Consider the following 20,257-nt stretch of genomic DNA (forward strand, 5'->3'; position numbering starts at 1 on the left):
GGAACCCTTTTTTCATGTAATCATCCTTTTTCCACAATATCAGCTTTATCAGCTGACCATTGTCCATGCTGCCAGAGTATTTTTAGTACCATTACATTCCCTGGAGAAGGAGCCACTGCACTGTAGAATGTGAGGTCAGGAACTAACTGTGCAAGTAAATTCCTGATTACCCCCCCATGCGTCACTACCATTACTCTATTCGATGTAACCTCACTTTTTTTCTCCTTGATAGCACAGCATCCAAATGCAGCCATAGCAGCTTGACCTAGATCTAACAGGAAACTACGCAACCGTGCATCGAATTCTGTCCACGATTCTCCTTCTGGCGGTGTAACCTTTGAAGGATCATCAATCCAATGTCTATATAGAGAGTTATCTTTCAACTGCTCATAGGTGCAGCCTTCCCAAGCTCCGAAGTTCATTTCACGAAGCCGCTGATCGTAAATAGCGTCCTGCTCTAGTGAAGGTGCTACGAAAGCCAAGGTCTCCTGACATCTTAGCAAATCGCTACAGAACACACGCCAAAAACCACCTGATAACTCAGCCTGCATGCAGCTCTGCTGCTGAAGTTGGGATAGCCGCTCACTTGCGTCAGGAAGCAATGGAAGATCCGTATGTCCCAGGTAACGATGCTCAACATTCCATTTCGTCTGCCCGTGTCGGATAAGCACTAGCTCAAGCTCTATAGAGGGAATTGCCATACCGACGCTCAGCCTCCAATCCATATCCATGCCGCAACCGCGCATAGACCTACAAATATTGAAGAGCAGAGCATCATCATCCGCGAGGTCTGGATAATATCATTTGGTTCCATCGTACGTACCGGATCACCCATATAAGCCCGAAAAGAAGCGACGCCATGATACACATTTTCGCCTCCGAGTCGGATGCCAAGTGCGCCAGCCACAGCTGATTCTGGATAACCGCTGTTAGGGCTTGGATGTAGATGTGCATCCCGCTTCACCATTTGCAGGCAACTACGCCAATCCAGACGAAGCATCCCTGCACATAGAGCCAAAAGTAATGCCGTAATCCGTGCCGGGATGAAGTTAGCAACATCATCGAGCCGGGCAGATGCCCAGCCGAGATCACGGTATTTATCGTTCTTATAACCAACCATTGAATCGAGTGTATTGACCGCCCGATAAGCCATAGCAAGCGGCGCACCGCCAATCAGCGCGTAGAAAAGCGGAGAAATAATCGCATCGACAATATTCTCTGCGACGGTCTCCACCGTTCCACGGACAATTTCAGGGGCGTCTAGCGAAGTCGTATCACGTCCCACGATCATCCCCAAAGCCTTGCGGGCAGCAGGGAGATCGCCCTTCTGCAATTCCACGTACACCGCCATTCCTGCATCTTTTAGTCCCTTGGAGGCAATCGTGGTTGAAATCAACCAAACCTCGGCTATCCAGACGAGCCAAGGTGAGATATATGACAGCAGCCATAGCAGGATGGCTGTCAGTGCCCAAGCACCGCCCGCCACACATAGCGGAAGTAACACCCCAGCTCTGCGCAGGCTTTGCGGGCGGGACCATAAACGACGGATCGCCCGCTCCAGAGCCGTAATTGCTTTGCCCATACCAATTACGGGATGAGGCAGGTAACGCGGATCACCTACGATCCGGTCAATCACATAAGCCGCAAGCAACACCAAAGCGATTGTCACAGGCAATCACCTCTGAACAATCTTCTACTTCTCCAGCTATCCATTGTCATTAGCTGTCCTTCCTTGCCTGCACCGACAGCAGGCTGCCCGTCACAGCGCTATATACAAGCCGGCCGATAGCGCCTCCGAGATCGGTTGCTGTTCCGGCGTAGACATGCTCGGCGCTGTATCTCCCGCTTTGGCTCACAGCGAGTACAATAGCATCCGTAGTCGTGCCGGTTGCGATCAGGCCATTCTCGGGATCGGTAATCCCGAGGTCTGCCAGTGCAGCAGCTTTGGCTTCGACAGCTGTCTGCACAGCATTGACCATGGCCGCCGGTGTCAGGCGGCCATCAATGCAGAGCATGATGTTAATCGTACCCGGCCGATACACAGCCAATACATTGCGTTCCACGCCTGAGCGCGCAGCATTTCCTGCGGCGGCTGTAACGCAAACAAAAATCCCCGCTGAACCCGTGTCCTCTTCAGCTACCGCTGCATGCTCTAGCGGTACAGCCGTCATCAGACCGGCACAGCCGGATAAAGGATAACCCCAATCGCGCAGCTTATTCTCCATATCCTGGACAGGATCACTACATTCGTAATTGCGATCTACATATAAATTAACCGCCCGCTGCAGCCGGTTCATTCCTCCGCCGTAGAACGCGCTCGATAAACCATCCGCTGCTGCTGGCAGCTCCAGCAGCAGATGCTTATCCTTCCACTGCAGAGCAAGCCCTGGCCAGACGGCCGGATGATACTCCCTGATTCCCCCTGCAAGATTAAATGGAATCTTCACTTCCACCATAGCCGATCCCGCTCCTTTCACCGCTCATTTCTTTCATTGAATACTTACAACCATCCTCGAAAGGATGCCCCGCCAATAGCGCTGTCAGCTCCCTCCGCACATCATTAAGGAATACGTGCACCTGTCACTTAGTCGCTAGAATCTCCGCCATCTGCAGCAAAAGGCGGGCATTATCCTCATGTCCCTTAACAGCAACTCGAATATGCCCTGAACCTAACCCTGCATACATAGCGCAGCTGCGCACAAGTATACCTACGCGGCCAAGCCTAGTCTGCAGCTCAGCCGCACTCCACGGTGACGGCAAGCCACAGAGCAGAAAATTGGCTTCTCCCGGTGGGACATCGCAACCCAGCTGCACTAGACCCTGCCGCAGTTTTTCGCGTTCTGCTGCAATAAGCTCACGCGTGCGCTGTTCATAGTCACGTCCGCTTGTAAGGCAGGCTTCCCCTGCCAGCAGCGCCAAGCCGTTCACACTCCAGGTGACCTGCTTTCCGCTCATCGCCTTCGCCAGCTTCGGATGCGAAATCGCAAACCCGAGACGCAGTCCGGGAATCGCATAAAACTTCGTCATCGACCGCACCAGAACCGTATGCGGAAACTGCTCCAGCTCCGGCAGGAGTGTATTTCGCTCTGACTCCGGGATAAAGTCAATAAAAGCTTCATCCACAGCCAAATAAGTCCCGCAGCTTTCAGCCTTCTGCGCTAACAAGCGCAGTTCATCCACAGCATACTGAACTCCATTGGGATTATTCGGCTGTCCGAGAAATAACAGCTCCACCTGTTCCAGCAGCCCGGCAATCTCCTCCACTCCAGCGCGAAAATGCTGTTCCCTAGTCCCCTGGACCGACAATACTTCAGCACCAAATTGCCCGGAAAGCTGCCTATACTCAGAGAAACAAGGTTCCACGATGCCAACCTTTTGCGGAGCTATCGCCAACAGCAGCAAAGCCATAGATTCCGCTGCTCCGTTACCCACGGTTAACCAGCCACTATCTACGCCAAGATTTTCCGCCAGTAGTTGTTTAAAGCGTCGGTGTCCAGGGTCCGGATATGTAACCACCGTTGACAGTGCTGTTCTAAGCAGCTCCAAAACTTCCGGTGGAGGACCGAGTGGATTGATGTTGGCACTATAGTCGAGAAATGTGCCCCCAGCTTCTCCATAGAGCTCCGCTGCCGTCAGCAAATCACCGCCATGTCCATATTTTTCAAGCATAATTACACTCCCTCTATCTACTTTCTCTAGCACGATATGTATGTCATTGCCACCATTATTGACTCTTGCCGGAAGAACGTCAATGCTTTCGCAGAAGGAACCAGCTAAATCCCCTGCTTCCCCCAAACCGACATGAATCTCAAAGATGTGATCTCTTTTGTTAAAAAACCGCTTTTGGTTTAAAATGAAGGTTGTAATCAATTTTGCTGCGACGGAGGAATTCACTATGCTTTTTATTGATAACACAGGGATTACTGACGCATCCATCAATTTGGCGATTGAGGAATATGCGCTGAAGCACTTGCCGATGGACGAGAGTTACCTGCTTTTTTATATCAACAGCCCATCCATCATCATCGGGAAACATCAGAATACTATCGAAGAAATTAACCAAGAGTATGTAAAAGATAATAATATTCAGGTCGTACGTCGTCTATCCGGCGGTGGAGCTGTTTATCACGATCTTGGAAATTTGAACTTCAGCTTTATTACCAAGGATGACGGCCAATCCTTTCATAACTTTTTGAAATTCACCCAACCGGTCATCGATTACCTGCAAAGCATGGGCGTTAACGCCGAGCTAAGCGGAAGGAATGATCTGCAAGTTGGTGAGCAAAAGATTTCCGGTAACGCTCAGTTCTCCACACGCGGACGTATGTTCAGCCATGGTACCTTGATGTTCAATCTTAATTTAGATGATGTACAAGCCTCTCTAAAAGTGAATCCAGAGAAGTTTAAATCAAAGAGCACCAAATCCGTACGCAGTCGTGTAGCGAATATCAAAGAGCTGCTGGGTACAGATATGACGATCGAGGAGTTCCGCACCGGCCTGCTGCGTTCGATCTTTGGCATGGATTCTTCTGAGGTTCCTCAGTACAAGCTGCAACAAGCCGACTGGGACAAAATTAACGAGATCTCCAAGGAGCACTACCAGAACTGGGACTGGAACTACGGTCTGTCACCAAAAAGCAACGTTAAGCACACGCGCAAATTCCCTGCCGGAATTATTGATATTCGGATGGATATTGAAGATTCCCTCATTAAAGACATCAAAATCTATGGTGACTTCTTCGGAGTCGGTGACGTAGTAGATGTTGAAAATGCACTTCGTGGCAAACGTTATGACGAGGCTGAGGTTAGAGAAGCATTAGCTGATCTCGATTTGAAGCATTATTTCGGTCGTATTGAGCCGGAGGATTTTATCGGATTGGTCTTCCTAGAGGAATAGGATGAATTCACTGGTCATGATTTGAATCAAAAAGAGGACTCCTGCGCATTCGCCAGAAGTCCTCTTTTGCATGAATTAATACTCTTCGCTTTATCCTTTTACAGCAGATCCAACTGTCATTGCCCGTTCCACCTGCTCACTAAAGAACAAATAGACAATAACCATTGGCAGACTCGCCATCGTCATAACCGCCCCCATGCCACCCCAGTCTGTGCTGTATTGGCCTTGGAAGAACAATAGACCCAGCGGCAGTGTTTTCATCCCCTCATCAGAGATCAGAATATAAGCCAGCAAAAATTCATTCCAGTTGTTCAGAAATTGAAAAATGGCTACTGTTGCGACAGCTGGCGTTACAACCGGCACAATAATCTGCAGAAACATCCGGTATACATTCGCGCCGTCCATACAAGCGGATTCCTCCAGCTCCCCAGGGATACCCTTCATAAAGCCGTAGAATACCAGACAAGAGAACGGCAATCCAATGGCGACATAAGGAACAATCAGCCCACCGTAGGTATTAGTCAGATGTAAATCCCGTACGAGTATGGCAAGTGGAATCATAATTACCTGCAGCGGCATGAACATTCCGATCGTCATATACAATCTGACCCCTTCACGGAATCTCCACCGCAGCCGGGAAATTGCGAATGAGAACATCAGCGATAATATGATAATAAGTAGCGTTGAAATCGTAGAGACTACCAAGCTATTCGTAAAATATCGCGGTATATTGAACTGTGACCAAGCGGCCACATAGTTTTCAATCCGGAAATTAGTCGGAAATCCGAAAGGGTTGGTGACAAAAATCTCATCGTTATTTTTCAGAGAATAAGAAATCATCCATAATAGCGGATAGATGGAAATGATAAAATAAATCCATAGGGGAAGCTGTATGAGCAATGCTCTCACTTTTTTCATAACGTTCCTTTTCCTTTCCGGCGTACTGCCTTATGCTTCATTTCGGTCAAATGTCTTGTTGATAATAATGGTGGCCAGAAGCGACAGAAGGACAAGCACAACCGATACCGCACAGGCATAGCCGTAGTTGCTTTCCAAGAATGCATAACGATAAATCATAAAGGTAAGCGTATAGTTACTCGTTCCCGGTCCGCCGTTAGTCATAATCAACATTTGTACAAAAGCACCGATTCCTGAAGTAATGGCAATGATCAGACAGAATTTGAACGTCTCCTTCATCATTGGAATTGTCACCTTACGATGCGCCATCCATTTGGAGCAACCGTCAATCGTGGCAGCTTCCATGTACTGCTCAGGGACAGATTTAACCCCCGCATATAAAAGACTGAACTGGTAACCCATGAACTGCCAGGCATTAACAAAGGCAATCGCAATTATGGATGTGGTTGGAGAAGTAAGCCAGTTTTGTTGATAAGGAATATGCAAAATTTCAAAAAGCCTATTGATCAATCCGTTATTCGGATCGTAGATGGCAATCCATAGCTGACAAACAACCGTAACCGACAGAACTACGGGAATAAAATAAGCTGTTTTCAACAATTTACGCCCTTTGATTCGCGGATCGGCACAGGCAAGCGCAAGAATGGTTCCCAATCCGATCTGAAATACAGCGAGTACCAGTGCAAAAATAAGGCCGTTACGAAGGGAAGTCAAAAGCAATGGATCATCAAACATCTCTACATAGTTGGACAATCCGTTAAAAGTAGCCGTACTGAGCCCGTCCCACTCGAAAAAGCTACGATAAAAGGATTGAAGCACCGGATAGATAATCACTACGCTATAAATCAACAGAGCGGGAAGCAGAAACAGCATTATGGCTTTCTTATTACCTAAGTATTTATGCATGCGGTAAGATTCCACTCCTTCCTTGCCAAGCCGCTCACCCGATATAAGGGCTCGATCCGGGTGAGCTGCAGGGCATGGACCAATTTTTATTTATTTTTTTCTCTAATTATTTATTTTCTTTGTTCAGCACTCGGTTCATGTTATCCGTGAACTGCTTAGCCGAGAATCCTTCGATCAACATATTTTGTGTATTGTCGTCCAGTGCATTTTTAATTTGAACACTGCTTACCGCATTGGCGTACCCCTTCACGTTTGGCAGCACTTCTTCAGCGATTCTTTTCATCATGGCAGGCACTTCACCGGTCATTTCTTTATCCACTTTAGTCGCTACGATCGGGCTACCCAGCTGTGTATATTTGTATTCGCTATATTTTTGTGCGATGAAACTAGCTACTTTCACTGCAGTCTCTACATTCTTGCTGCTTGGAGAAACGGCAAAGCCACCAGGACCTCCTGCACCGTTAATGTACATTTTGTTGTTCTCATAAGTCGCTTCGTCCTTAGCTGGCCAGTACATCCAATCCACTTTATCCCCAAGCTTCTCAGCACTGCTGTAGATTTCCCACTGACCGTTGACGAACATGCCAGCTTTTCCTTGGTAGAACAAAGATGAAGCTTGATCATAATTGGTATTCGTAGCATTGACGTCGAACAAGCCTGCTTCTTCCAGCTTCTTCATTTGTTCTGCTGCTGTTACATAAGGCGAAGGCAATGTTGTCGTTCCCTTCGTTTCGAGTGGGCCAAACCCTTTCGTCTCCTCACGAGTCACAAGTCCGCTATAAAAAGAAGTAGTGATCCATTTCTCCTTCGCGAAAATTGAGAGCGGTGTATACCCTGCTGTAGTAAGCTTCTTAGTTGCTTCAGCCAGCTGATCGATCGTCTTGATCGGCATCTCAATGCCTACCTCTTTAAAGATATCCTTGTTGTAAAACAACATTTGGAATTCAATTCCAGTAAATGGAAATGCGTATACATGACCATCTGGGGCAATTAGACGGGACTCATTCCCTGTGTTTAGATTCGCTTTGAAATCTTTGGTGGCTTGGTATTCATCAAGCAGCTCGACATTTTTAGATTTGGCGAAGGTTTGCAGCGTAGGCCAGTCTGTTTCATAAATATCCGGCATGTTCCCAGTCGCGGCATATGTTTTCAGCTTCTGGTAGCCGTCTTGAACAGCCTCATCCAGTACAATCTCCACCTCCGGCATTTCCTTTTTTAATTCCTCTACGGCATAATCAAATGGCTTTGAAGTATCTTCGTCAAAATGCTGTGCATAAATTTTTATTTGAATTTTCTTATCGGTATTCCCAGCGGTCGTATTGGAACCTTCAGAGGTTGAACCACCGTTTCCGGCATTGTTACCACCACAGGCTGTAAGTGAGAAAGCTAAGGATAAAACGGTTGCAACCCCCAGTGTTCTGAATAGCTTGTTGCTCATAATGAATCCCCTTTCTGATGCTCTATTTAGTGGAGCTAGTTGAATCCGCTATTTGTTAGCGTTTTCATCGTCCTGTTTCTATTATATTTGAGCCTTGAAGACCCAAAAAGAGCCATATCGGGCACAATCGGTAATAAACAGGACAAAATGAAAGCGGCCTCACCAGAGAGCCGCCACCAAATATGTTTATTAAATTTCATTATTAACGCCAATATGGCGGGAACGGGCAGCCAGCTGCTCAAATTCAGACGGCGGCATGCCATAGTGTTTTTTAAAGCATTTACTGAAATAATTCGGGTCATTATAGCCCACTTTACCGGCGATTTCAGACAGTCTCACATTTCCTCCAGCAAGCAGTTCCTTGGCCTGCTTCATACGAGTATAGGTAATGAAATCAAGTACAGAGATTCCACCTTCTTTTCGAAAAACCTTCCGTAAATAGCTGGTATCTACATAAACGCCATTCGCCACCTGGTCAACTGTCAGCTCACAATCGGAATAATGCTCCCGGATGTACTCTTTGGCGGCAATGAATAAATTGTACGACTTAGAGGGGCGGTGCTCACGACCTTGATCAATGACTTTACTGTACAAGCCTTTTATCCAGCTTTCAGTCTCATCCCAGTTATCCATCTCCCGTAGCCGCTGCTCCGGTGAACCTGCTGGTTTCCAGAGACTTTCCGGATTGATCCCTCTTTCTCCAGCATAGGCAAGGCAAAGGGATACTATACTCATTAATAGAGTAAAGGAATAGCTGCCTCCCCCTCTCTGGCGTCGTAGAATCTCAATTAATTTGCTTATGTCCTTCGCCGCTGCATCGCCATCCCCCATCTTTAACGCCATCAGCATGGCATCCTGAATTCCAAGATGAGTGATTTCTTTGGATGGAAAGGAGAACTCCTCTATCCCTTCAGAGGAATTCTGCTCGTCCATTTGGAGTGGAAAGAGCTTATTGGAAGCCGTTCCTTCTGCAATTATTTCCGGCTTCCCAGCTTTGCGTGCACCTATTTTATGTGACTGAAGGCGCTGCTTCACCTTGATCATCATCTCGTTAAACTCTTGCTGGTTAAACGGTTTCAATAAATAATCTTGTACACCTAAGCGAATCGCTTTTTGTGCATAATCAAATTCATTGTGCCCTGTTACAAAAACAATAAGCATATCAGGAGCATTGGCCTGTAACCGGGTAACCAGCTCCATACCGTCCATATAGGGCATACTAATGTCCACTAAAGCCAAATCTGGTTTCGTCCGTTCCGCTTCTTCCAGCGCTTCTCTGCCATTTGACGCTTCACCACAGACACTGAAATCATATTTACTCCAATCCAGCTTGGTCCGCATATAATAACGAAACAGCGGCTCGTCATCTACAACCATCACTTTATACATCTACGCTGCCCCCCTGCGCTTCCGTACCGGGAATCGTCATTTTCATAACAGTACCTTTTCCCAGTTTACTTTCTACCGATAGGCCATATGGTTCTCCAAAATACAGCTTAATCCGTTCATGAACGCTGTAAATGCCAATGGATGCCGGTTTTCCTTCTCGTGAGCGGTATTCTACAATCCGCGACACCTGCTCCCCGGACATGCCAACACCGTTATCCTCCACAGTAATGATAACTTCTCTTCCGTGTGTATAAGCCTCTATTGAGATTAGCCCCTGACTGCCCTTTGTTTTTAATCCATGGTAGATTGCATTCTCGATGAGCGGCTGCAGGGACAATTTGGGTACCTTGACTCCTTCGAGAAATTTCGGGATATTAATCTCGTAACGTAATACGTCGGGGTTGCGAACCTGCATAATAGCCAAATAATCAGCTGCATTTGATACTTCCTCGGACAGTGGAATAACCTCGTTCCCTTTGCTAAGAACAACCCGATAGAAATCTGCCAGTGCCTTGGTCGTATCCCGAGCTGCTTCATTAAGCTCCAAATCGTTGAGTACATAAATCGTATCCAGTGTGTTGTACAGAAAATGGGGTTTAATCTGGGCATGGATCAGAGCTAGTTCATATTCACGTTTCCGGACTTGTTCGTTCGTAATCGTCCGCATCAGCTCCTGAATACGACCAACCATGGAATTGAATACGGTGGAGATTAGCCCAGTCTCATCCTCTGTAGTCACTGGTGAGGTGACATTCAGATCGCCTTCCCTTACTTTACGCATCGCCTTCGTCACTTGAAGAAGCGGATTTACGATAATCTGTGACAGCTTTCCTGCAAGCAGCAGAGACAGTAACAGGCATCCTATTCCCACGAATATAGTTAACGTTATATTACGGTGAATATCCGCAGTTAACTTCTGCAGCGAAATCGTATTCACAAGCTTCCAATTCAGCTTATCATAATACGTCACAGTGACCAGCTCTCGCCCGCTCCCCTTGCCGATAATTTCCGAGACAGAGCTTCCCGTCTTCCTAAGACTGCCGTTCAGTCTGTCCTCAGGCTTCAGTAGAAGCTTTGATTTATCAGGGGTAGACACGGTCCTTTGCGTTCCGTCTACTATAAAATATTTCTTGTCCGAAGAGGTTTCTCTAGCGGTTTCCAGAAAAGCAGAGAGAGCATCTTCTTTTACGTTCACAAATAATGTACCTATTAGGTTGCCCGTTTTAAGATTGTACACGACTTTACTCAGTGTGAGCACCGGAACTGCCGGATCACTAACCAGATAATCTCTCTGCTCCATGGGAAGCCAACGGTTAACTCCGTAGCTGCCTTTTTCTTTAGCCTTCTCCAGCATATCGCTGGTGAATACCTTCTGCTCGTTAGGATTACCGTAGGCGTAAGAGGAATATATCTGCCCTTCCGTATCCACAAATACAGCAGAGTCGACATCCGGAAAAATAATCAGATCGATAGAAAGCTGGCTCTGCATTAAATTGCGAAACCGCGTCTGCTCCACTGTCGAGGATAACAACGGACGTTCAGCATACATCCGATGGATGTCGGTAGTTATAATGTTGGCACTACTCTCCGCATTTTTTACAATCGTATCTATTTGCTGCATGATGAGCTTGGATTCATCTTTAAAATTGTACTTAGCCTTTTCGATCATCGAACGGCTGAACATCTGCCCTGAGAGCAAGCCTAAAGCAAGCAATGGAAAAATGATCAACGGTATAAAAATAAGGATTATTTTATTACGAATCTGCAATCTTCCAAACCACTTCACTAAGGAATCCCCCCGCATAACAGCCGCCTCCTGTGTGTTCTAGCGGTAATTCATTATGTGCTTCATATCCGTAAATCTCAAGGAGAAAGTATAAATACATATACAACTAGGGCGAGTGTGAGCAGGATAAAAACATTCTCTACAGCTCCACCTTTTTTCGTGCCTGTACTCATTAGCTTTAGACGCAGCTTAAATGGAATGGGCGGCAGGGGCGTAATTCCCCTTTGGGTGAGAGAGTCGGCCAATAGATGAAGCGCATAAGACATGCCGCCTGCTATCCATAGACTACCACCATCCTGTATACCCGATGAAGCAAAATACAATAAAGTGCTCCAGCCTGCAACCGCATATAAGGTATGAGTCAATCCACGATGCGGGACAAGTGATGTAACTACGAGTATACAAGCTACTATGTAGTTCCAAGGATCATACGCCCCTCCGTATGCAAATACCGCAGTAGCGATTAGTACCATCACCAGATGCCGCAGCTTTCTTCCCGGCAGGAAAGTTACACTCCCCACAAGTAGGGCCAGTACAATATTCCAAGGGCTTTCAACGATTCCTGCAAAATAAAGATAAATCGCTGCTCCTATCAAAGCAACCTGTAGTATCCTGAGCAGAAAGTCAGGAATCGCCTTGCGTACCAGTAACGAATTCGGTTCATCAATGTCTGGCAGGAGCGAACTTAATGCCGCGACGGCAATAACCGGGATTGTAATCTCATGGGCCATCAAACTCATAACAGATAGGGTAACCCCGGTGCTGATAATTAAATGGGATCTGCCCATCATAGTGAAACCGCTCCTTTCTAAGATGCAAAAACAAGAACAAATGTGCGGTTATCGAAGTATATCAAGACCCGGATTTTTTGTCTACATAAAACGCTGAAATCGCTTAGTATATAAGCCTTTACGCGATTTCTATCTTGTCCTCTCCATGAATATACGATACAATTTGGACAACTTGACCTTGTCGTCTACATAGAGGCGACAGCTGCTGAAGAAAGGATGACCTAAGTAGTGAAGCGTTCCCGTATAGCCGATTTTAGCCTGCTATTGGTGGCGATGATGTGGGGATGTACCTTTCTGATTGTACAAAATGCTGTCAAGGTGCTGCCACCACTCGCGTTTAATAGCATCCGCTTTATGGGCGCTGCCCTGTTGCTGGCTCTAATCACAGTTATTTTTTACCGCAAGGATTGGAAACAGCTAAGTTTCCGCATGGTACGCGATTCTCTGCTGCTTGGCCTTTTTTTGTTTTTGGGCTATGGCTTTCAGACTATAGGACTTCTATATACAACAACCTCTAATACCGGCTTTATTACCGGGCTATCAGTTGTCCTAGTTCCCTTTCTGTCTCTAGCCCTATTGAAGCATGCGATTTCACGATACACTTGGTTCAGTGCAGCACTCGCCGCAATCGGGCCTTATCTGTTGACGTTCACGGGCTCTGCATTATCCTTGAATAAAGGCGATGCCTTGATTCTTCTATGTGCCATAGCTTTTGCGTTACAGGTAGCCTATACTGGCGTTTATGCACCTCATTATCCGGCGTTGCCGCTAGCCACTCTGCAGCTTGCTTTCGTTGGGCTGTTCAGTATTGCTGCCTCGCTTATATTTGAAGGGGCAATACCGCTCGCCCACAGCGGGGAGCTGGTAAAGGACCCCGCTGTGCTTTGGGCTCTGCTGATCTCCATTGGGCCAACCAGCGCTTTTGCCTTCTGGATTCAAACCGCCTGTCAGAAATATACTACCCCATCACGGGTAGCCATTATTTATGCCACAGAACCGGTATTTGCCGTTCTGACGGGTTTAGCCTTTGGCGGGGAAACACTTGGGTTGTCCGCTCTGCTCGGTTGTGGTTGTATTCTGGGGGCTATGCTTATGGCAGAGCTGAGCCCGGAACCGGGTCAGAATCAACATAAGAAGAGTTATTTTTCCAAATTACATCTATTTAGAAAGAGATAAGGAGAGAGACAAATGTACAAATTGATCGCGATTGATATTGATGACACTCTGATTAATGATGACAAGGAAGTAACACCCGCTACCCAAACTGCGCTTGAAGAGGCAGTTGCCGCAGGTGTTGTCGTAACCCTTGCTACAGGCCGTGCTTACGCTTCCGCTCAAGCCATTGCCCGTCAAACTGGACTAAACGTACCTATCATTACTTACCAGGGTGCACTCGTTAAGAACTTGCTCGATGAAAAAGTACTGTATGAGCGTTACGTCCCGCAAGATGCAGTCCGCAAGCTGTTCACTTACTGCGTGGAGCATAATCTGCATCTGCAAACTTACATTGACGACAAGCTATATGCCCGTGAAGACAACCATAAGATCAAAGACTATACGGACTTGAATAAAACGCAATATTTTATTGAGCCTGACTGGGAAAAGCTTGTCCCGCAAAAAACACCAAAAATGCTAATTATCGATGATCCTGATTTCTTGGATGAACTGGCTCCAATCCTGCATGAATTGCTTGGTGATTCCGTGCATATTACCAAATCCAAACCACACTTCCTGGAAATCATGCATCATGAAGGAACCAAGGGCATTGCACTTGAATTCCTAGCCAAACATTACGGCTGTGATCTTTCCGAGACCATCGCTGTAGGTGATTCTTGGAACGACCATGAGATGCTGGAAGCTGCCGGACTTGGCGTCGCTATGGAGAATGCTATTCCTGCTCTGAAAGAAATTGCTGATTTTGTGACCTTAAGCAACAATGACGATGGCGTGAAATATGCGATTGATAAATTCATTCTTAATAAAGTGAACTAAACTTCCTTAAGCTAAAGGGGTGCTGTAACGCCATGTTAAATGACGATGCAGCACCCCTGTTTATTTCCAAAAACTCACACTCCTGTAGATACTAATTTTACTTCCCCGGGTCCCATTCCACTCTCTTCTTCCTGCTCTAGCTGAGAATAGTACAAATCATTATATCTTCCTTCAGCAGCAAGCAATACATCATGCGTTCCACTCTCCACAATTACACCATTCTCCATCACGAGAATGATATCAGCGTTCTGAATCGTAGATAAACGGTGCGCGATAACGAGTGTAGTTTTATCTCCCATTAGTTTACGAATAGCCTGCTGCACCAGTTTTTCTGATTCATTGTCAAGTGCAGCAGTAGCTTCATCCAACAGCAGAATAGGAGCGTTTCTCAGAATTGCTCTTGCAATGGATAGCCGCTGACGTTGTCCCCCGGACAGTCGTGAGCCTTCCTCACCAATATCAGTATCCAGTCCCTCAGGCAATTCCATTACAAAATCATAGGCATTCGCTTTTCGCAAAGCTTCCAGAATTTCTTGCTCATCCGCCTCTGGATTTCCATTCCGGATATTATCACGAATGCTTCCCGTATAAAGACCTGCCTCTTGCGGCACATAGGAAAAATAACTTCTAAGCTTAGCCAGACTCATCTCGTTGATCCGCTGCCCATTGATTATTACTTCGCCTTCATCGGGTTCATACAATCCCAGCAATAGTTTAAAAAGCGTAGATTTACCTCCACCACTCGGTCCCACAACCGCCATCTGTGTTCCCTTTTGAAGCTCTAAGCTAATCTTGTTTATACTTTGTCTCTCTGCTCCCGGATACGAGAAAGAGATCGACGACATAACCATACTCTCAAATTCTGGTTGCTTAGTCTCCACTTCTGGAAGGGTCTCAACCTCCACCGGGCTATCCAACACCTCAAAGATCCGTCCCGCCGCCCCAAGTGATTGCTGCATCGAATTGATCAGTCCCGGCAATGACGAGAACGGCATCACTAAATAATTCATGAGCTGGATGAAAGCAATCATCGCACCGACCTCAAGTGATCCTTTTGCCACAAAATAACCTGCCACGACCAGCGCCAGAAGAAACGTAAAGTTTCCCAAAAAAGAGGAGAATGAGCCAGTAGCTCCCTCAATTCTTCCCCGCTTCAATTCTTCAGAAGTAATATTCTCACTATGCTCCTGATACTGCTTCATTAGTCTGCGTTCAATGCTAAAGGATTTAAACACCATACTACTGCCTAGAATGTCATGTAAAAAGGAAGTAATCTTGCTCATATTAGTCTGAATCTTCACACTGTTCTCACGCATCGCTGAACCGAAGATTTTTCCCGTAAGGAACATCAAAGGCCCCATTGCAAAACAGATCAACGCCAGTAACCAGTTAATATAGAGCAAATAACCAAAAGCCGCGAGGGCTAGTAAAGGGTTACGGATTAGATCAATCATTACCTCGCCTGCAGCATTACCAACAGATTGATTATCATTAGTAAAGCGGGACAATAAATCCCCGGAATGATTACGGTCAAAATAAGACTGAGGAAGAGCTAAGGCATGCCGCATCATATCCAACCGCAGCTCATTTCTGATCTTAGCTGCGATTTTATTTTTGAGATATCGATCGATGAAACCGTTAATTGCACTCACTAATAAGTAGATTAATCCAAAAATAACCAGACCTTTAAAAGCTTTCACATCGAGTCTAACCGCAGCATCCGTAATTACTGAGAGCAGCCAAGCAATCGTTAAATCCAGAACAATTCCAAATAAAGTCGTAAATAATAAAATCGTATATAAAAGCTTGTGCCTTAACATATATGTACTTAATCTTGAAAATACGCCTTTCTGCTTCAAAGAACCAGCCCTCTCACTTAAAATTCTAAACCTCTAACCTTAGCGAACACCTTACTGTCATGCCGTTCCCCGTCATACCCAAGACTCGCACTGCGCAGGATCCCTTCCAGTGTAAAACCCGCACGTTCGGCTACCGCGGCACTTTTGGTATTTCGTGCACTACAAAAGATTTCGAGACGATTCGCCCCTAGTTCCCGTATGGCAAAATTGGTGATTCCATTTACGGCTTCTGTCATATATCCTTTGCCTGCACAGGCGCTCCGGATCCAATAACCAATCTCAAAATTGCGGAGTTCCCAGTTTAGATGATGCAGGCTAATGCAGCCGATAAAACCCTCCGTATCCCTTCTAAAAATACGCATATGTAGCTTATCCCTTTTTAGAAACTCCAGTCTGCCTTCTCTAGTAACTTTCTCTGATTCTTCTAATGTGGGTATTACTTGAGCAAAAGCCATCCAAGGTCTCAATTCATCTATACTTTCACGGATAGCCTCATTCATGCTAACTCCATCTCCCCATAAAGGGGCACGAATGAGCAGCCTCTCTGTTTCAAAACTCTCGGGAAAATCAAGCAGGATTGGATCCTTGGAGTCAGCCACTTCATACTCCTCCTTTGGCGATGATAATTATTCTAAATATGTAAAAATAATACGATATGCTTTTTGATTATATAGTATAAATGGGGATCTGAATACTGAATGCAATAGAAATCACAAAAGGAACATCAACAGGCTGAAGTTGCCCGAATGATGTCCCTTTTTGATTTAGTGAATATTTCAACTAAAGCAGAGCACTCCGTTTATTGGCTTGAAGAGTTAATTAAACGGATTCAACAAGGCGGAATATAACAGGTTTAAATAAGATCAAGAAAACTCCCTTCCAGCAAATGAAGGGAGTTTTCTTTTTACCTAAATTTCATCTGAAGATCCTAAGGGTATTCTCATCCCCGTTTCGGCCAGCGTAACATTTTCCGGTAAAATATATGATTTTCTCATATCCACATCATGCGACATATGGGTATAGATTGCCTTTTGAGGCTTCACAGTTTGCAGCAGCTCCGCTGCTTCCGTCATATCGTATACAGAACGAGTCGATAACTCCGCTGCTTCGTAATAGAAGCTTGTACCTAAGACCAGCAAGTCAGCTCCATGCATCAGGCGTGTCTCTCCATCTCCTAGAGAAATGGAATCTGGACAATACACCCATACATAGCCCTCCTTCTCCAGACGAAAAGCATACGAGTATCCATTCTTGCCATGGTTCACTTTCCAGGTATCTATTGTCCAGCCGTCTAGCTCTATGCCTTCATCACAAGGAATCATCTCGATCTGATTGCGCAGCCATGGATATTGCCGCTCTATTATCGGGATCACTTCTGCTGGAGCATAGAGCTGGCCCTTATATCCCATCCAGCGGCAAGAATCCGCCCATTCCGGCAGCCCACCAATATGATCAAAATGAGCGTGTGTCACCAGCAGTCTGCGCATATTCCGTACTCCCTGCGCCTCCATCTGACGCCGCCAGTCAGGTCCACAATCGATCACTAAAAAGTCACTGCCATTATCTATAAGTACAGAAGAGCGCAGGCGAATATTTTCCCCCTGTTCCCTTGCCTCTGTACAGGTCTCACAGCTGCAATATACCCGAGGAACCCCCATGGCATCCCCTGTACCCAAAAACACCAACGTATCCATCCGCTATCTCTCCTTCAGGTTCTCTTCAACGAAGTCTTAAATCTAAATTACCCTTTCTCTATCTTAAAGAGACCCACCAAAAAAAGCCATCCCCACCACAGAAGAACTGCTGGGATGACTCTTTTGTTATACCTCTACCTTATATTCCGGCAAGTACCTGATACCAAATTCCACGCTTGGAATAAAGTGAGCTTCGCACCTCATCCCAGCCTCCTAAATAGTTAATATCAAAGAGGCCCGCCGGATCAGGGTAATCGCTTTTGTGCTCAGCATAGACTTGTTTATCCACGGGACGAAAGCCATATTTTGCAAAGATCTCTTGTGCCTGTGGGGTTATCAAAAAATCAACCAGTGCTTCTGATGCTATGCGTGTCCCATGCCCATCCGCATATTTCTCTACAACAGCCGCCGGATTCTCAATCAGAATTGTATTTTTAGGAATAATAACTTCGTATTTGACTCCCTGGGCAATCCGCGCCAGCAGTTCGTTTTCATAGGTGACAATTACATCCCCCACTCCATACTCGAAGGCTGCCATAGAAGCGCGGCCACTTTTATCCAGAGACTCTACATTGGCATGGATACTTTCCAAAAAAGCTTTGGCTGCTGCTGGATCCTTTGCGCCCTCCTGCTCCTCTGACAGCTTAAGACCAGCCCCATAGATCGCGTTGATATCCCATTGCGCACCACCAGAGGTCTTAGGGTTGGGATATAACACTTTAATCCCCGGCTTGGCTAAGTCTACAAAATCGCGAATGCCTTTGGGATTTCCCTCGCGGGTACCAAGAGCAACTACTGAACGTGTCACCATGCCTTTTTCACCCTGCTCTTTCCATGTCGGCGCTACGAGTCCAGCCTTAACTAGCTTCTCGACATCACCTTCCATGGCTAGCAGCGTCACATCCGCTTCAAATCCACCTACAATCGCTCGCGCCTGTGTCCCTGAAGCCTCATAAGACTCCTGAAAAATAATATCCTGACCCGTATCCGCTTTCCACTTCGCAGCAAATAACGGCAAAATATCCTGCATTGCATCCTTAGCCACACTGTATGCGCCAATTACCAGCGTAACATCCCCTTGCTTCGAAGGCTCTGCCATCGTCGTAACTGCCTTCACATTCCCGCAACCGACTGCTGTCAGCGTGAGTATGGCCAGCATTAGGGCAGCAAAACATCCGTGCAGTTGTCTGCTCCTTTTGACATTCATTGCGGCCCACATCCTTCGAGGTAATGATTTTTAATATTTCCTTGAAAGTAGCTCTATGGCTGAAACTTAAAATTCAAGTAACCAACGTTTGGTCTTTGCCGTAATTACGTGGAATGTTTGGACTTTCGGCCGCTGTTGTTCCCAGATTTATTGATTTTATATTCTCAGCGGATTAAATCCGGAAACAAAGGCGGTCACTCCGCTCCTACAGTTCCAAACTTCCACTTCATTACTCTTACCTTCACATCAGTTCCTCTAATCCTAGCTCATCACATTCGCTATTATCAAAAAAATTGAAAATCATTTTATTTATTTTTAAATAAAAATCGGCATTGGATCTTCTTTCAGGTTGTTCTCCTGGATCCAGCTGCGCTCATCATTAAATAAATAAGCCCGATGTACCAGTACTGAAATTTCCTGACCCGGCTGCAAGGTTTCTTTCTCCAACGAACGGTAGGTGACCAGCTTGTGGCCATTTACTTCAACCTCAACGAGCCATTCGCTTCCGCGGAAATGCAGATGTTTCACAACACCTTTTTCCGTGGCAGAAGCCATCTTGAACTCATGCAGGTTACCCACTTCAATATATTCAGGACGAATCAGTGCTTTGGTAGGCTTGCCGTCCCCCGCACCTGTAAAGCCTTTAACCTCAGAAGCGTTCTCAATCAGCGTAGATTCACCGATAAATGTTGCCACGAACGGTGTTTTAGGCTCCTTGTAAATATCCCACGGGGTACCCTTTTGTTCCAAGCGTCCTTGATTAATAATCATGATTTCATCCGCTACTTCAATCGCTTCATCTTGGTCATGGGTTACGAAAATAGAGGTGATACCTACACGTTCAATCAGTTCACGCAGCCAAGCGCGCAGCTCCTGGCGGATCTTCGCATCAATAGCGGCAAAAGGTTCATCTAAAAGCAGCAGCTGTGGTTCAGGCGCAAGCGCACGTGCAAAAGCCACACGCTGACGTTGTCCCCCTGATAGCTGATGCGGATAACGTTTCTCGAACCCTTTTAACCCTGTAAGCTCCACAAGTTCCATAACACGATCGCGGATGGCTGTTTTGTTAGCCTTTTTAACCTTTAGACCAAAAGCGATATTATCAAATACAGTCATATGTTTGAAGAGTGCATAGTTCTGGAAGACGAAGCCGATCCCACGTTCTTGAGGAGGAAGATTGTTCACCGTTTGACCATGAAAAATAATCTCTCCGGTATCCGGTGACTCCAGTCCCGCCAGCATACGTAGAATTGAGGTTTTCCCGCCTCCACTTGGGCCGAGCAATCCAATCAGGTGACCTTTTGTAATGGTGAAATTGACGTCCTTGACCGCATGAAAATCTCCAAAATGCTTGTTTAACCCCCGCACTTCTACATGCAT

The 20,257-nt window shown here is 46.2% G+C and carries 18 protein-coding genes; 3 read left to right on the top strand and 15 right to left on the bottom strand.

Going from position 1 to position 20,257, the window contains the following annotated elements; all coding sequences use genetic code 11:
* Positions 1-20: 20 nt before the first annotated feature.
* From NST45_RS21225 to NST45_RS21240, 4 genes are all read right to left on the bottom strand, one after another.
* Entirely contained in the window at positions 21-701 is a 681-nt protein-coding gene (locus NST45_RS21225) for a histidine phosphatase family protein (protein WP_339823715.1), read from the bottom strand.
* A gap of 8 nt (positions 702-709) precedes the next feature.
* Complete coding sequence (gene cbiB / locus NST45_RS21230; protein WP_339823718.1) at positions 710-1,669, bottom strand: adenosylcobinamide-phosphate synthase CbiB; 960 nt, start codon at positions 1,667-1,669, stop codon at positions 710-712.
* A gap of 49 nt (positions 1,670-1,718) precedes the next feature.
* Positions 1,719-2,456 (bottom strand): adenosylcobinamide amidohydrolase, encoded by a 738-nt coding sequence (locus NST45_RS21235; protein WP_339823721.1) that lies wholly within the window; start codon positions 2,454-2,456, stop codon positions 1,719-1,721.
* 124 nt (positions 2,457-2,580) lie between these two features.
* The gene (locus NST45_RS21240) at positions 2,581-3,669 is read right to left on the bottom strand and encodes a threonine-phosphate decarboxylase (RefSeq protein WP_339826216.1); all 1,089 of its coding nucleotides are present in this window, start codon (positions 3,667-3,669) and stop codon (positions 2,581-2,583) included.
* Positions 3,670-3,895: 226 nt separating this feature from the next.
* Between NST45_RS21240 and NST45_RS21245 the strand changes: the two genes are divergently transcribed.
* Positions 3,896-4,897, top strand: coding sequence for a lipoate--protein ligase (locus tag NST45_RS21245; RefSeq protein WP_339823724.1), 1,002 nt, complete (start codon positions 3,896-3,898; stop codon positions 4,895-4,897).
* A 90-nt stretch (positions 4,898-4,987) separates the two neighbouring features.
* Here NST45_RS21245 and NST45_RS21250 read toward each other — a convergent pair whose 3' ends face one another.
* From NST45_RS21250 to NST45_RS21275, 6 genes are all read right to left on the bottom strand, one after another.
* On the bottom strand, positions 4,988-5,815 hold the full coding sequence (locus tag NST45_RS21250; RefSeq protein WP_036681776.1) for a carbohydrate ABC transporter permease: 828 nt from the start codon (positions 5,813-5,815) through the stop codon (positions 4,988-4,990).
* Positions 5,816-5,845: 30 nt separating this feature from the next.
* The gene (locus tag NST45_RS21255; RefSeq protein WP_038569153.1) at positions 5,846-6,721 is read right to left on the bottom strand and encodes a sugar ABC transporter permease; all 876 of its coding nucleotides are present in this window, start codon (positions 6,719-6,721) and stop codon (positions 5,846-5,848) included.
* 106 nt (positions 6,722-6,827) lie between these two features.
* The gene (locus tag NST45_RS21260) at positions 6,828-8,159 is read right to left on the bottom strand and encodes an extracellular solute-binding protein (protein ID WP_339823727.1); all 1,332 of its coding nucleotides are present in this window, start codon (positions 8,157-8,159) and stop codon (positions 6,828-6,830) included.
* 189 nt (positions 8,160-8,348) lie between these two features.
* Positions 8,349-9,548 carry a response regulator gene (locus tag NST45_RS21265; protein ID WP_051491207.1) on the bottom strand — a complete coding sequence of 400 codons (1,200 nt, stop codon included), beginning with the start codon at positions 9,546-9,548 and terminating at the stop codon, positions 8,349-8,351.
* Positions 9,541-11,352 (bottom strand): sensor histidine kinase, encoded by a 1,812-nt coding sequence (locus NST45_RS21270; RefSeq protein ID WP_339823730.1) that lies wholly within the window; start codon positions 11,350-11,352, stop codon positions 9,541-9,543. The genes NST45_RS21265 and NST45_RS21270 overlap by 8 nt, the downstream gene beginning before the upstream one ends.
* Positions 11,353-11,411: 59 nt before the next feature.
* A complete protein-coding gene (locus NST45_RS21275) occupies positions 11,412-12,125 on the bottom strand; it encodes a metal-dependent hydrolase (protein WP_038569151.1) in 714 nt (237 codons plus the stop codon).
* 228 nt (positions 12,126-12,353) lie between these two features.
* On the opposite strand from NST45_RS21275, the gene NST45_RS21280 reads away from it, so the two are divergent.
* The gene (locus NST45_RS21280; protein WP_339823733.1) at positions 12,354-13,301 is read left to right on the top strand and encodes a DMT family transporter; all 948 of its coding nucleotides are present in this window, start codon (positions 12,354-12,356) and stop codon (positions 13,299-13,301) included.
* A gap of 12 nt (positions 13,302-13,313) precedes the next feature.
* Positions 13,314-14,117, top strand: a complete 804-nt coding sequence (locus NST45_RS21285) for a Cof-type HAD-IIB family hydrolase (protein WP_339823736.1) — start codon at positions 13,314-13,316, stop codon at positions 14,115-14,117.
* A gap of 74 nt (positions 14,118-14,191) precedes the next feature.
* Here the strand turns inward: NST45_RS21285 and NST45_RS21290 are convergent, their stop codons facing one another.
* The 5 genes from NST45_RS21290 to cysA form a co-directional block, all read right to left on the bottom strand.
* Entirely contained in the window at positions 14,192-15,976 is a 1,785-nt protein-coding gene (locus NST45_RS21290; protein ID WP_339823739.1) for an ABC transporter ATP-binding protein, read from the bottom strand.
* 17 nt (positions 15,977-15,993) lie between these two features.
* Positions 15,994-16,575 carry a GNAT family N-acetyltransferase gene (locus tag NST45_RS21295; RefSeq protein WP_036681765.1) on the bottom strand — a complete coding sequence of 194 codons (582 nt, stop codon included), beginning with the start codon at positions 16,573-16,575 and terminating at the stop codon, positions 15,994-15,996.
* Positions 16,576-16,884: 309 nt separating this feature from the next.
* Complete coding sequence (locus NST45_RS21300) at positions 16,885-17,670, bottom strand: MBL fold metallo-hydrolase (RefSeq protein WP_339823743.1); 786 nt, start codon at positions 17,668-17,670, stop codon at positions 16,885-16,887.
* 139 nt (positions 17,671-17,809) lie between these two features.
* The gene (locus tag NST45_RS21305; protein ID WP_076147474.1) at positions 17,810-18,877 is read right to left on the bottom strand and encodes a sulfate ABC transporter substrate-binding protein; all 1,068 of its coding nucleotides are present in this window, start codon (positions 18,875-18,877) and stop codon (positions 17,810-17,812) included.
* A 315-nt stretch (positions 18,878-19,192) separates the two neighbouring features.
* Complete coding sequence (gene cysA, locus NST45_RS21310; RefSeq protein ID WP_076104838.1) at positions 19,193-20,257, bottom strand: sulfate ABC transporter ATP-binding protein; 1,065 nt, start codon at positions 20,255-20,257, stop codon at positions 19,193-19,195.

The sequence above is a fragment of the Paenibacillus sp. FSL R7-0163 genome (genome assembly GCF_037969975.1).
GTDB classification, from domain to species: domain Bacteria; phylum Bacillota; class Bacilli; order Paenibacillales; family Paenibacillaceae; genus Paenibacillus_AQ; species Paenibacillus_AQ odorifer.

Coding starts and splice junctions, on each gene's coding strand:
- NST45_RS21270 (WP_339823730.1), bottom strand. CDS start 11,352: ATGCGGGGGGATTCCTTAGTGAAGTGGTTTGGAAGATTGCAGATTCGT.
- NST45_RS21235 (WP_339823721.1), bottom strand. CDS start 2,456: ATGGTGGAAGTGAAGATTCCATTTAATCTTGCAGGGGGAATCAGGGAG.
- NST45_RS21245 (WP_339823724.1), top strand. CDS start 3,896: ATGCTTTTTATTGATAACACAGGGATTACTGACGCATCCATCAATTTG.
- NST45_RS21250 (WP_036681776.1), bottom strand. CDS start 5,815: ATGAAAAAAGTGAGAGCATTGCTCATACAGCTTCCCCTATGGATTTAT.
- NST45_RS21305 (WP_076147474.1), bottom strand. CDS start 18,877: ATGAATGTCAAAAGGAGCAGACAACTGCACGGATGTTTTGCTGCCCTA.
- NST45_RS21225 (WP_339823715.1), bottom strand. CDS start 701: ATGGCAATTCCCTCTATAGAGCTTGAGCTAGTGCTTATCCGACACGGG.
- NST45_RS21240 (WP_339826216.1), bottom strand. CDS start 3,669: ATGCTTGAAAAATATGGACATGGCGGTGATTTGCTGACGGCAGCGGAG.
- cysA (WP_076104838.1), bottom strand. CDS start 20,257: ATGCATGTAGAAGTGCGGGGGTTAAACAAGCATTTTGGAGATTTTCAT.
- NST45_RS21275 (WP_038569151.1), bottom strand. CDS start 12,125: ATGATGGGCAGATCCCATTTAATTATCAGCACCGGGGTTACCCTATCT.
- NST45_RS21265 (WP_051491207.1), bottom strand. CDS start 9,548: ATGTATAAAGTGATGGTTGTAGATGACGAGCCGCTGTTTCGTTATTAT.
- NST45_RS21285 (WP_339823736.1), top strand. CDS start 13,314: ATGTACAAATTGATCGCGATTGATATTGATGACACTCTGATTAATGAT.
- NST45_RS21300 (WP_339823743.1), bottom strand. CDS start 17,670: ATGGATACGTTGGTGTTTTTGGGTACAGGGGATGCCATGGGGGTTCCT.
- NST45_RS21255 (WP_038569153.1), bottom strand. CDS start 6,721: ATGCATAAATACTTAGGTAATAAGAAAGCCATAATGCTGTTTCTGCTT.
- NST45_RS21260 (WP_339823727.1), bottom strand. CDS start 8,159: ATGAGCAACAAGCTATTCAGAACACTGGGGGTTGCAACCGTTTTATCC.